This is a genomic window from Apilactobacillus bombintestini (genome assembly GCF_003627035.1).
GTDB lineage: Bacteria > Bacillota > Bacilli > Lactobacillales > Lactobacillaceae > Apilactobacillus > Apilactobacillus bombintestini.
This window is the reverse complement of record NZ_CP032626.1, coordinates 139,944-153,430: the sequence shown is the minus strand read 5'-3', so window position 1 is coordinate 153,430 and position 13,487 is coordinate 139,944. Positions and strand designations below refer to the sequence as shown.

The window sequence follows — 13,487 nt, the reverse complement described above, 5'->3', positions numbered from 1 at the left end:
CATCATTATGAAAGAAGATTTAGGTCGCCAAGTTAAAATAGCGGGTACACAATTCGTAAAGAAATTCGATAAATTCGCTAGCCAATATAATTTAACTAGCACACAAATGGGCGTTATTGACTTTTTAAGTTATCACCCTAATGAAGAGATGTTTCAAAAAGACATCGAAAAAGAATTTTACATTCGTCGATCCACCGCTTCTACTCTTTTACAAAGAATGGAAACTAAAAGACTACTTAAACGAGTCCCTTCCAAGATTGACGGTCGACTCAAACAGGTTATTTTAACCGATAAAGCACTAAGTTATTGTGACGCCATTACTCAATTTATGGACGACAATCAACGCTTTATTCACCAACACTTCTCCGATGATGAATATGAATCTTTACTAAATAGTTTAGACAAATTAATTAAAATTATGGGGGATTAATACATGGATAACAAAATATCTTTAAGTACTTTATTATCAGTTATCGCTGCCGGTATTATGTCCTTTTGTGGAGTAGTTATTGAAACTTCAATGAACATTACTTTCCCTACTCTTATGAAGGATTTCAGCGTTAACACTAGTACCGTCCAATGGATGACTACTATTTACTTACTAATCGTTTCAATCGTAGTGCCACTATCAGCTATTTTAAATCGTAGCTTCAAAACTAAGAGTTTATTCGTAGTGGGTAACCTACTATTTATCTTAGGAGTGGTATTAGACCTTTGTGCACCTACTTTCACTATCTTATTACTAGGTCGTGTGGTACAAGGTTTGGGTACAGGAATTGCTCTACCATTGATGTTTAACATCATCTTAGATCGTGTTCCTAAAGCTAAAATTGGTGTCATGATGGGTGTTGGTAACTTAATTACTGCCATCGCTCCTGCCGTAGGTCCTACTTTCGGTGGTATCGTGGTTTCTTCTATCGGTTGGCGTTACATTTTCGCCATCTTACTTCCTATCTTGATTATTTCATTCTTCTTAGGAATCTTTAACATCAAACAATCTAGAGAAATTCACCGTTCTCACCTAGATATCTGGAGTTTATTACTAATCGTTATTACTTTCTCAGGCTTAGTATACGGCTTCAGTAGTATGGGTAGCGGAAGCATCTTAAGCGTTAAAGTTATTTTACCTATCATCATTGGTTTAATCGCTGTTATCGCATTATACAAGCGTTCCGTATCTATCGAAGGACCTATCATTAACTTAGGTGTATTAAGAAATGCTCGTTTCTCCGGACACGTAATTGCTTTCTTTATCCTACAATTCATTACTTTAGGTTTATCATTTATCTTACCTAACTACATTCAATTGGTTAACCATCAATCCGCCTTTATCGCTGGTTTAATGGTGCTACCGGGTGCTGCTTTAGGTGCGGTATTTGCTCCTCTATCAGGTAGCTTACTAGATAAATACGGTGCTGCTAAACCTATCGCTGCCGGATTAACTTTTGGTATTATCGGCCTAATTTTATTCATGGTACTAGGTACTCACTTAAGTAGTGTTATGATCTTAGTAATTTATCTAATTTACATGCTATGCTTAGGTCTAACCTTTGGTAACTTAATGACTAGTGGTCTAAGTACTTTAGCTAAGGAAACTACTACCGACGGAAATGCGGTATTCAACACAATCCAACAAATTTCTGGTGCTATTAGTACTTCTATCGTGGCTGCTATCGTAACTATCAGTCAATTAGGTACTAAGAACTTAGCAGCTGGTACTGCTACTGGTTCTGAACATGGCTTTATTCTATTATTTATCTTACTAATCATTGCGGCTCTTATCTTATCCCGCGTGCTTAAAAGCAAAAAAGATTAATAAATAAAAATAACCCCTCACACGTTGGTGTGAGGGGTTTTTGTTTCTCGAATCGACTAAGTAGCCGATTTGCAATTAATTATAACTTTTTCATTTTACGGACATCCGCAAAAAGTCTAATGGCAGGATAACGATGAATATTAAATTCATTTCTAATCTCTTTTACGATTTGTGCATCATCGCCATTAGCAGATGATATTATTTCGCGTATCTTTTGTACGCTGGGACGATCGTTTAAGATATCTCGAATAACACCGCGGTCACGTAAACTACGAACCGCTTCATAAATTGCAAAAATAATTAAAAGAATCGCAATTATATTCCACATATATAAAATATCACTCCTATTACTTTTATTATACGGGAAATTCATGCATTATAAAAGTAATAACTAATGATAAATACAAAATTACTTATATTTACGTCTTCTGTTTAATTTTTCTATCTGATATAATCAAAATATTGTCAAAAATTAAATAAAGGAGACTTGATTTTGCTAGCTACCATTCAGAAACGCTTTGCGGGATTCGCAGTGGCAACTATTATTGCTATTTTAAGTCAATTTCTAACCCACTTCATCCCCAACATCGGTGCAGCTACCATCGCTATTTTAATCGGAATAGTGCTGGGAAACACAGTTTTAAAACAACCTATCCTAAACGCCGGAACTAAATTCGCCGAAAAGCGACTTTTAGAATATTCCGTAATGTTGTTAGGTTTAACCATTACTTTCCAAACTATCGTGCAACTACATTGGACTGGTTTATTATTCATCATCATTCAAATGACCATCACCATTGTAGCGGCTATTGCTATCGGAAAATGGTTAAAATTCGATGACGGTATTTACTTATGTATGGCTGGTGGAAACGCCGTTTGTGGTTCATCTGCCATCGCATCCATTAAGCCCGTAATTAATGCTTCCGACGATGATGCCGGTATGAGCATTACCCTAGTTAATTTAATGGGTACCGTTATGATGTTAATCTTACCTATCATCGGTACTATTTCATTTGGACATTTAGACATGCTACGTGGTGCCTTAATTGGTGGAACCGTGCAATCCGTGGGACAAGTAATTGCCAGTGCTACTATGGTTAACCAAACTACTGTGCAATTTGCCACTTTATTTAAGATCATGCGTATCATCATGTTAGTAGTAGTGGTAACTGTTTTTGCTCGTATTCATGCCAAAAACGTTGCTAAAGCAACTCCCGCCGAAAGTGTCGAAGACGACATTAAAAAAGGTAAAATTAATTTCTTACCTTGGTACGTATTATGGTTCTTAATTTTCTGCTTACTAAACAGTTTATTAACCCTACCTAGTTGGATTGCCGGCACTGCCCATTTCCTAAGTACTTGGTGTGAAATTATCGCCCTAGCTGCTATTGGTTTACGTTTGAACTTACAAGCTTTCTTAAAAGCTGGTAAACGTTTTGCCATTTACAGTATCGGCGTCGGCGCTATACAAATTATCGCAGCATTAATCTTAATTAAATTATTAATTCATGTTTAACCAATTACATCTCATGACTAAATAGTTGTGAGGTGTTTTTTTATCGGCAGAATCTTAATAGCAAAAAGCTCTGCTCATTATACCAACGTCTTCCTTCACTGCGTTATAATAATATTAATTATCTAAAAAGGGGTTACGGATATGAATTTCTTTCTAAATTCTAGTTTTAACGCTAAAAACTCAGGTATTGAACACGCCCAATTAAAACGTGCCAAACTATTCGAAAAATTCGGTGAAGATTATCGTATAGTTTTCCATGTATGGAATCCACTACTACACTATTATCTAAATAAAAATGACATTGCAGATCAACATATTTTAAACGTATTTGATTACTTTCAACAAGCTACCCATGTGGAAAGAAAAATTATTCATCCAAAAGATATTGATTTTGGAGTATCCCCACTTACATATGAAAGAGACGAAGAACAACATCGCCTTATTGTTTACTCTAATCAACAAATCGTTGCCCGTATTAATTTATTTGGCAAAGACATTACTGACGATGAAATAGTTAAATCCGTGGAATTATTTGATGGCTTTAACAACCTTTACTGTGTAGATTTTTATGATTACCGTGGCTTCTTATCTATGAGCCAATGGTATACTCCCGATAATAAAATTGCTACTGAAACTTGGTACACTCCAGATGGTTATCCTGCAGTAGAAGATTATTTCCGTAAAAACGCCCTGGGTAAAATAGAAAAATCTGGTTATAAAACCATCAGCCCTAAAGGAACGGTACGTACTCACCACAGCATTGCAGGTTTATTAAAAGAATTTCTAGAAGACATCAACCTAGAATTTATGGATAAAAACCATCCCAACATTTATGTAATGGATCGTTCAGATTATTTCGAAGAAATCCTGGAAGATTTAAGCTCACCCACTTACACAGCCTTATACATACACAGTTCGCATGCAGGTGACGCACAAAGGCCTGATACTTCCATCATGAACAATAATTATGAATATACTTTAACTAATGCTAACCGTTATGACGCTATCATTTGTTCTACGAAAAAACAAACTAGAGACGTTACAAGACGTTTTAACACCGATATTGATATGTTTGCTATTCCCGTTGGGGTCATTAAAAATAAAGACTTAAAAAAGTCCCGTATTCCTGTAAGTAATCGTAAGAAACATAGCATTGTAATCACTGCGCGCGTTTCTCCAGAAAAACAAATCAATAAGATTATTGATGCCATGGGTATGGCTAAAAAAGAAGTTCCTGACATTAATATGGATGTTTATGGTTATATAGATCATTCCAACAATGATATTGCTATGAAACGTATTAATAAGTCCCTAGAAAAATATGACTTAAAAAATGCTGTACATTTACATGACTACACTAATGATGTAGCTAAAGTACAAAGCAATGCTCAAGTTTATGCCCTAGCTTCCGTTATGGAAGGCTTTAATCTAGCTCTACTAGAAGCCCAAAATCAAGGTGATGTGGGGATTACCTTCAACACTAACTATGGTCCTAATGAATTAATCGTAGACCAAAAGAATGGTTACATTGTGGATTACGATGACACTAAAGCTTTATCCAATCGTATGGTTAAATTATTTACTGATGATAAATTATTACAAAAAATGTCGGATAAAGCTTATGACTTATCCAGTCGTTTCTCCGAAGACAATGTTTGGAAAGCCTGGGAAAAACTACTACAAGCTGCTAAAAAGTCTTGGCGAGAAAAGTTAAAAGCCTACCACTTCGATATTCAGCAAGGCTTAAGCGACATGGAACATGGTAAGGAGGATTAATCATGACCAAGAAATTCTTATTTATCAACGAAAATATTTTTACGTTTAATTCTGGTACCGAATTTTCTGCCATGAACCGTCTTAAATTATTCCGTAAAAATAATATTGACGCTAAAATCATAACTAGAAATTATAATCCATCTTTTCACCAAGAAATCCATAAATACGGCATTAACGATGATGAAGTATTAAACATGTATGACTTTTTCCAACATGCTACCGGAAAAAAACGACATCACGAATATTTAAGATATTCTAACTTAATAGATAAGCACGGATACAAGATTCACGGTATCGATAATAACAAGTCCTACATTGAAAGATTAGGACAACGAGTGGCTAAAGTATCCATCTTCCCTCTTACAGTAGGTGAAATTGGTAATGTGGATTACTATGATAACTTCGGTAACGTAGCCAGTCGTGATGTATACGATTATCGTGGTTTTAAATCTAAAGAAATTTACATGCATCCCGATGGCAATATCGGTCATGAATTAATTTTAGATACTACGGGAAAGCCCGTTATGGAAATTACTCATATGAATATCGGAAATCAATTATTCCCTACTATGTTTAAATTATTAAACTACAAGGGAAAAACTTACCGTTTTAATACCGAAGATGACTTATTCACCTTCTTTTTAAATGAAATTTGCGATGACGACTGCATTCTTATTAATGATCGCCCATCCCTAACTAACGTGGTAGCTAATGTAGATTCCACCACACAAAAATATCAAATGCTTCATACTCAACATACTGCCAATTCAGCAGAAGCACACAATCCTCAGGCCAACTTAATGGGAAATCTAGTCCCCTTATTTAGCCAACAATTTAGTAAATATAAAGGAGTTATCGTTGCCACTCCACAACAACGTGATGATTTAGCTAAACGCTATCCTAAGGGTAAATTCTATAGCATCTTTGACACAGCTATTTTAGACATGCCTAAGCCTAGTGATGCTATGAAGTCTCATGAAATCACTTATATGGGTAGAATGTTTAAAGATAAAAGCGTTGACGAATTATTAACCATTATTCCAGCTATCAAACAAGTTATTCCTGATATTCACCTAACTATGGTAGGTTATTTCGAATCTGTGGATTACAAAAAAGAATTAGATGCTATCATAAAGCAACTAAAAATTACTGATAATGTCTCCTTAGTTGACTACAAGTTAGGTAAAGACAAAGCACAAATTTTATCCAATACGCGCGTTTTATTACAAACCTCTAAGGGTGAAGGACTAAGTATGTCGCTAGTCGAAGGCTTATCTTACGGGGTTCCTGAAGTCGCCTTCGATGTTAATTATGGTCCTAACGAAATTATCGATAATGATCAAAACGGTTATTTAATACCTAATAATGATTTAGCGGTTTTTGCTAATCGCGTAATTAATCTTTTAACACATGATGATATTTATCAACGTTTCCATGAAAATGCTATTAAGAAAGCCGAAAAATTCAGTGCTGATAAAGTAATGAAACAATGGAATGAATTTATAAAAAGTATATAAAAGAGTATAAGAAAAGCCTCTATCTATTAGATAGAGGCTTTTTTTATTTATCTCTTCTGTTTAACAAAAGTTTTATTGGAAGTAATATACTTACCGTTTCCGATATAGAATCTAGTGATTCCTTTGTATTTTACCACCTGCTTAATTTTGAATATGGTTCCCATTCTTATTTTCTTAATTGCATTACGTTTAGTATATCTTGCACTGTTATGAATGAATACACCGCTACGTCTAATTACTTGATACTTTCGGTTATGATTGTCCTTATAAGTAGAATAATAGCCATTACCATATTGACTACTATCTACATACCTTCCACCTACTCGTAATAGCAAGTGACCATTAATGTACTTGTATCTAGATACCTTATGAACCGAAGTAGTATTTCTAGGAGCATCTAAATTATATACATAACGAGGTAAATTCATTAAACCAGCTACGTTTAAAACATAATGTCTATTGGATGTGACGTATTCACCATTTCCAATGTATAGTCTAGTAATTCCTTTATATTTAACTACACGTTGTACTTGGAATTGAGCACCATATGAAATAAATCGCTTGCGATTATTAGAAGAGAATTTCTTGTCACTGTGTACCCAAATTCCAGAACCGTTAATAACTGTATAGGTTTTAGCAGTTTCTGTAGTTGGATAATATTTATCATTAATATCTAAGCGATTTTGTAATTCAATCACTTTTTGTTGATACTGCTTAATTAGTTGATCTTTATTATAGTTTAATGCTAATTGTTCTTTCATTTGCTCAGCTAGTGAACAAATTTGAATATTTAATTTCGCAGCTTGTTGATCTGCATTAGATGCTGGTGCACTTTCTTTAGAATTATTAATATTCTTTTGATATTCAGCTGCGAGTGAAGCTTGCATTGAACTCATCTTAGAATCTGCGGCTGCTTGTGCAGATGAAACTGCAGATGCTTTAGCTTTATTTAAACTATCAGTTAATGAGGCCATCTGACTAGCAAAGGATGCATTTGCCGCATTAGATTTCTTCATATAATCATCTTCGTATGATGCTTTTTGAGCAGACATACTCTTATCTACAGCAGCTCGTGCTGCACTAGCCGCACTGGAAGCAGCCTTAGCCGCGTTTAATTTAACACTATTTTCTAGCGAACTAATTAGACTATCATAATGGGCTTTAATGTTACTTTGGGCGATGCTGTTAGATTGATTCAAGCTATCCATTTGAGATTGCGCTTGACTACTCATAGCATTTCTCAAATCATTCATTGCTTGAGATGCTGTTTGACTATCATTCATAGCCTTTTGTTGTACAGAAACCAATGCTAATGAATTAGTAACATTCAACGATTCCATAACTGCATTAGCTGAAGCTGCCGCTGATGCTTTTGCAGAATTTAATACTAATTCTGCACGTTGAGAAGCTACTTCTGCATTGGAATCAGCTTTTGATTGAGCAGCTGATTGAGCTGATTTAACCGCATTGGCAATAGCAATGTCTGCATTCTTAGCAGCAGTAAGGGAAGCTTGTTGCATTTGTGCTTTTAAGCTGTTAATGCTGTTAGCATTATCCGTCGCTATAGATTGAGCAGCAGAAAATGCTGAATCTTGAATAGATTTCACAGCTGCAGATAAATTGTTTTGTGCTTGTTGTGAAGCCGCTTTAGAATCCGCAATGTTTTGTTGCTTTAATGCATTAATAACTTGGGCATTGGAAGCAGCTACAGAATCGGCTTCAATCTTTGCCTTACTTTCCGCTGTAGATTGAGCTGATTTAACCGCTATATCTACACTATTAGAAGTAGCAATAGAGTTCTGTTGAATCTGGTTTTGTAGGGATGCAATAGTTTCCTTAACTGCTTGCGCTGCGGATTGAGCAGCTGATGTTTTAGCATTTTGCATGCTATTAGCATATTTACTTTGTAGATTACTAATTACTTGATAGTTTGAAGCAGCTACAGAATCAGCTTCGACCTTAGCTTTACTTTCCGCCGCAGATTTAGCGTCAGCTGCGGCATTGGCAATAGCTGCGGCTGCACTCTTAGAGGCAGTGATGGAAGCTTGTGACATTTGACTTTGTAAACTACTAATTTGGTTAGAATTATTAGTCATAACCACTTGCGCAACAGAAGCGGCTGAAGCTTGTACAGATGCTACCGCGGCACTTATAGCTTGTTCTGCTGCTGTTTTAGCATCCTGCATACTATTATCATACTTGCTTTGTAAGTCTTTAATTCTTTGGGCATTGGATGCTGCAACTAAATCTGCTTGTGATTTAGCTTCACTTTCCGCTGCCAATTTAGCGTTAGCTGCCGCATTTGCGATAGCTTCCGAAGCATTCTTGGAGGCAGCAGCGGCATTTTGTTGCATTTGTGCTTGTACAGATGCAATCGCGTCCTTAACTGCCTGTGCTGTAGATTGGGCAGCTGATGTTTTGGCATCTTGCATGCTATTAGCGTATTGACTTTGTAAGTCGCTAATTGATTGTGAGTTGGCAGTTGCCATAGAATCGGCTGCGACTTTTGCCTTACTTTCGGCTTCTGATCTAGCATCAGATGCTGCTTTTGCAATATAAGCGACCGCATTCTTAGAGGCGGTATCTGCATCTTGTTTCATTTGTGCTTGTAAACTATTGATATGGTTTGCACTGGAATCTGCAATAGATTGGGCAACAGAAGATGCAGAATTTTGCAATGATGTTATAGCGGCGCTCATGGCTTGATTTGCTGACGTTTGCGCACTTTGCATATTATTAGAATATTGGATTTGTAAACTATTAATTACTTGCGCGTTTGAAACAGTCGCGAAATCAGCTTCGGATTTAGCCTTACTCTCGGCTTCTGATCTAGCATTGGAAGCTGCATTCGCAATAGCTATTTCAGCACTCTGGGAAGCAGCAACTGAAGCTTGTGACATTTGTGTTTGCAAGCTACTAATATAGTTAGCATTAGAATCAGCAACAGACTGAGTAGCTGAAAATGCAGAATTTTGTACAGATGATATAGCATCCCTTACAGCTTGCGCAGCCGATGCTTTGACATCTTGCATGCTATTAGCATACTGGCTTTGTAAATCACTAATAACTTGAGAATTAGAAGTGGCTACTGAATCCGCTTCAGACTTAGCTTTGCTTTCCGCTGCTGATATAGCATTGGATACTGCATTGGCAATAGCAACGTTCGCACTATTGGAGGCATCAGTCGCATCTTGTGACATCTGAGCTTTTAAACTCCCAACGTAGTTAGCATTGGAATTGGCAACAGATTGTGCAACAGCCGATGCTGAAGCTTGTAATGATGTAATGATATTACTTATAGCTTGGGATGCTGAAGTTTGTGCACTTTGTAAATTATTAGCGTATTGACTTTGCAAACTATTAATTACTTGTGAATTAGATGTAGCAAGTGAAGTGGCTTCCGATTGTGCCTTACTTGCGGCTGTGGATTCAGCTGATGCTGCTGCTTTAGAAATAGCTACATTTTCACTATTAGAAGCATTTGCAGAGTCTTGTGCCATTTGGCTTTGTAAACTTCTAATGACTTCAGAGTTAGAGGCAGCGACTGAGTCGGCTTCTGATTGTGCTTTACTTTCCGCTTCTGATCTGGCATCTGAAGCCGCTTTTGAGATAGCTACGTCTGCACTCTTGGAAGCTGCTACTGAATTTGCTGACATTTGGCTATTTAAATTACTAATTACTTGTGAATTAGATGTAGCTACTGAATCGGCTTGCGATTGTGCTTTACTTGCAGCAGTGGATTCTGCGGCTGATGCTGCTGCAGAAATAGCTGCGTTCGCACTATTGGAAGCATTTGTTGCCTCTTCCGACATTTGTGCTTTCAAACTATTGATACGATTATCATTTTCAGCAGCTACTGATTGGGCAACAGAAGAAGCGGAATCTTGCAACGATTTCACAGCTGCGGACAAATCACTTTGTGCTTGCTTAGAAGCAGTTTGCAAATTAGCATCATTTTGTTGCTTTAAATCTTCCATAGATTGACTATCCGCTAAACTTTGTGCAGTTAATGCAGTATTAGCAGATTGAGTAAGTGAATCCATGGCTTTATTTAAATTATCAACTGCAGATTGTGATGCAGCAGTAGATGCTGCCAAATACTTAGCATTTTGTGCAGCACTTTCTTTAGCAAATTCAGCATTCAAAGATGACAATTTATCACTTAAGTCGCTTTGTGCCGATTTTCTCACTTCATCCGCAGATTGATCAGCAGAAGATTGAATTGCAGAAGAAGCTGAATCTTTCAATTCTTTTATAATTTCTGCATAACTGTCATTCAAACTTTTAGCGGCACTTTGATTTTGACTAGTTAAATCTGCAATATTTTTTAACTTATCTGCTTGTACACTGCTAATGGCACTAGCCACTAATGAATCAGTAAGCGATTTAGCACTTGCAGAATCAGTTTTCATTTTGGCTATAGCACTATTTATATAAGATTGATACTGAGTATGCACAATTACCGCATTAGAAGCTGCAACACTGTCAGCAATTGAAGTGGCTTTGCTAGAAGCTGAAGATATCATATCAGAAATATATGAAGCAGCTGATTGATTATTTTGTTTAGCAATGGAATCAGCATATTGTGGCTTAGGTGTTACGTACATCCAAAGAAAGTCACCATCTTTACCACCGTAGTGAACTTGGGAATCTGAAATATAGTAAGTATTAGTATCCAAGGTTCCTGATTTTTCAAAAGCCCAATCCTTAGGGTTTTCGTAATCATTATTAAATATTATCCCTTGACCTTCTTGGCCTGGTAATAATCTATTGGTGCTGGTATCCCAGAATTTAATGGGTTTAAAGACATAATTAATTACAGGTGCAACTTTGACTTGATATGCACCCTGATTATTAAAGACTTGGCCGTTATTTAATACATAATAGTTATCGGTATCTAATGATCCTCTATCTACTAATCTAGGATTATTATTTTTATCTATAACCGCTACACCTTGTCCATGGCTATTACCATTTGCGTCCACGAAAGTAACTGGAATAGTGTTAGCTACTGAGTATGGATGAACCAATACTTGGTATTGACCATTATTATTGATTACCTTGCCATTTACTACATAGTAGTTATTAATATCTAAACTACCATCATCCACTAACTTAGGAACATTATCATCAATAACTAAAGTTCCTTGACCATGTTTATTACCATCTGCATCCACAAAATCAGCACTACCAAAAGAAGTTAATTTGTTAGGAATTACTTCCATTACATAATTGTCATCCGTAGCATCTTTAATTAAGGTACTATTGGAATCCATATGGTAATTACTATTGCTCAAATTGCCGGAACTAGTTAACTTAGCAACGTCATTTTCATCAACGTACACTTTACCTACATATTGATTGCCATTGCTATCAGTAATAGGTTTTCCATTATTAGTAAATGTGACTACAGCTGTTCTAGAATTTCTTATAACGTCGACTACATAACCATCATTATATTTAACTAACTGTGGATTATTTCCCAAATGATAATTTGCAGAGTTAATGCTAGAAGAATCTGCTACAGAGCCTGATCCATCCGCATTAATATAAGCCACACCTTTGTTATTTAAAATCTGTCCATTAGCATTTCTGAAGTATAACTTAGTGGTATTTTGAAAAACTGTGGTTTTGTATTGTCCCGCATTGTTGTTATCAGGAACAATTGTTGGATTGCTCATTAAATGGTATACAGTATTTGATAATCCTCTAGCGTCATACATGTTAGTTATATTGCCAGAAGAATCAATATTTACCATACCCTGGGTTATCTTTTGACCATCAATATTATAGAAGTTCAAAGTTTTAGTTACTAATCCATTACCAAAAGGTAGAGTTATGTTGTAGTTACCTTGTGAATCATAAATAGCCATTTGTCCCATAGCTCTAGCTACATCGTATCTACTATCCATATCACTATGTTCAAGTACGGATATTAGATAATTACCATTACTATTTAAATCTACGATTCCATGAGCTGGTTTACCATTTATATCCATGATTCTATTTCCAAAGAAATCATAGAAATCAGCTACGGCATGATAATGTTTATGAGTTCCTCGAGGTTCAACTAATAATTCATAACCATTGTAGAATGAACCCAATGGAACTGTGCTAATAGCAATAACATAATTGTTTTGTTTTAAAATCTTTTTAACATCACTGGAAATCGTATAATTTAGTGAACTTCCATCCGTAAAATCAATTCCGTTGGGAATACCCTGCCCATTATTTAACACTCTGGTTCTAGGATTATGCTTGGTTCTATCTACCAAATATACTGTATATAAATCAGAATCATCTCGATTAGATAACCCTTGTGACAAAGCCACTTTATAATCGGCAACTTTACTATTAATACTACTTTGTGCAGAAGCAGCCATTTGATCAATAATAGCTCGTGCTTGTGATAAATTAGCTCCTGCTAAGGGATTATTGGCAATACTACTAGATTGGCTACTATTTATAGTCGATGCACTATTGGTATTTTGCGTATCATCATTAGACATAGATGATGTATGTACTTCATTACTATTTGAATCGATATTATTAGTGGCTGCACCAGATTTAATGCTGGAATTATCAGCATTTGCACTAGATGAAGTAACGGGACTATATTAATTACCATTAGTCGAGTTACCCACTACCACTGGTTGATTTTTATATGAATCAGCTAAAGCTTCCGTGTGGTTAGAGACCAATGTAAATCCAATTGCTCCGAAAAATGCAAATGATGAAATGGATGCTACCACCCAATTTCTCTTAACTTTCTTTAAAACTTTTTTATCATTAATTTTTCTTATTTTTCTTTTATTGTATTGCATTAGTAGTTCGCCTACCCTAAGTTTTCATATCAAACATT

General features: G+C 35.9%; 9 protein-coding genes. 6 read left to right on the top strand and 3 right to left on the bottom strand.

The window, feature by feature from the left end:
* Positions 1-7: 7 nt before the first annotated feature.
* Entirely contained in the window at positions 8-430 is a 423-nt protein-coding gene (locus D7I45_RS00650) for a MarR family winged helix-turn-helix transcriptional regulator (RefSeq protein ID WP_120783873.1), read from the top strand.
* A 3-nt stretch (positions 431-433) separates the two neighbouring features.
* Positions 434-1,816, top strand: a complete 1,383-nt coding sequence (locus tag D7I45_RS00645; protein WP_120783872.1) for a DHA2 family efflux MFS transporter permease subunit — start codon at positions 434-436, stop codon at positions 1,814-1,816.
* A 79-nt stretch (positions 1,817-1,895) separates the two neighbouring features.
* On the opposite strand, the gene D7I45_RS00640 is transcribed toward D7I45_RS00645, so the two are convergent.
* The gene (locus D7I45_RS00640) at positions 1,896-2,144 is read right to left on the bottom strand and encodes a hypothetical protein (RefSeq protein ID WP_120783871.1); all 249 of its coding nucleotides are present in this window, start codon (positions 2,142-2,144) and stop codon (positions 1,896-1,898) included.
* A gap of 165 nt (positions 2,145-2,309) precedes the next feature.
* Here D7I45_RS00640 and D7I45_RS00635 point away from each other — a divergent pair, with 165 nt between their 5' ends.
* From D7I45_RS00635 to D7I45_RS00625, 3 genes are all read left to right on the top strand, one after another.
* Positions 2,310-3,332: a YeiH family protein gene (locus D7I45_RS00635; protein ID WP_242446896.1), complete on the top strand. Its 1,023-nt coding sequence runs from the start codon at positions 2,310-2,312 to the stop codon at positions 3,330-3,332.
* Positions 3,333-3,473: 141 nt separating this feature from the next.
* A complete protein-coding gene (locus tag D7I45_RS00630; RefSeq protein ID WP_120783870.1) occupies positions 3,474-5,108 on the top strand; it encodes a glycosyltransferase in 1,635 nt (544 codons plus the stop codon).
* Positions 5,109-5,110: 2 nt separating this feature from the next.
* On the top strand, positions 5,111-6,625 hold the full coding sequence (locus D7I45_RS00625; RefSeq protein ID WP_120783869.1) for a glycosyltransferase: 1,515 nt from the start codon (positions 5,111-5,113) through the stop codon (positions 6,623-6,625).
* Between the two features lie 47 nt (positions 6,626-6,672).
* On the opposite strand, the gene D7I45_RS00620 is transcribed toward D7I45_RS00625, so the two are convergent.
* The gene (locus D7I45_RS00620) at positions 6,673-13,134 is read right to left on the bottom strand and encodes a DUF5776 domain-containing protein (protein WP_120783868.1); all 6,462 of its coding nucleotides are present in this window, start codon (positions 13,132-13,134) and stop codon (positions 6,673-6,675) included.
* Here D7I45_RS00620 and D7I45_RS06190 point away from each other — a divergent pair.
* Positions 13,106-13,246 carry a hypothetical protein gene (locus D7I45_RS06190; protein WP_162924051.1) on the top strand — a complete coding sequence of 47 codons (141 nt, stop codon included), beginning with the start codon at positions 13,106-13,108 and terminating at the stop codon, positions 13,244-13,246. The two genes, D7I45_RS00620 and D7I45_RS06190, sit on opposite strands and share 29 nt — an antisense overlap.
* On the opposite strand, the gene D7I45_RS00615 is transcribed toward D7I45_RS06190, so the two are convergent.
* Positions 13,243-13,449, bottom strand: coding sequence for a hypothetical protein (locus tag D7I45_RS00615; RefSeq protein ID WP_120783867.1), 207 nt, complete (start codon positions 13,447-13,449; stop codon positions 13,243-13,245). The genes D7I45_RS06190 and D7I45_RS00615 overlap by 4 nt on opposite strands.
* Positions 13,450-13,487: the final 38 nt, after the last annotated feature.

Bases quoted from the DNA above. Each gene is read 5' to 3' on its own strand.
- D7I45_RS00650 (WP_120783873.1), top strand. From the start codon at position 8: ATGAAAGAAGATTTAGGTCGCCAAGTTAAAATAGCGGGTACACAATTC.
- D7I45_RS00615 (WP_120783867.1), bottom strand. From the start codon at position 13,449: ATGCAATACAATAAAAGAAAAATAAGAAAAATTAATGATAAAAAAGTT.
- D7I45_RS00640 (WP_120783871.1), bottom strand. From the start codon at position 2,144: ATGTGGAATATAATTGCGATTCTTTTAATTATTTTTGCAATTTATGAA.
- D7I45_RS00630 (WP_120783870.1), top strand. From the start codon at position 3,474: ATGAATTTCTTTCTAAATTCTAGTTTTAACGCTAAAAACTCAGGTATT.
- D7I45_RS00620 (WP_120783868.1), bottom strand. From the start codon at position 13,134: ATGTCTAATGATGATACGCAAAATACCAATAGTGCATCGACTATAAAT.
- D7I45_RS00625 (WP_120783869.1), top strand. From the start codon at position 5,111: ATGACCAAGAAATTCTTATTTATCAACGAAAATATTTTTACGTTTAAT.
- D7I45_RS00645 (WP_120783872.1), top strand. From the start codon at position 434: ATGGATAACAAAATATCTTTAAGTACTTTATTATCAGTTATCGCTGCC.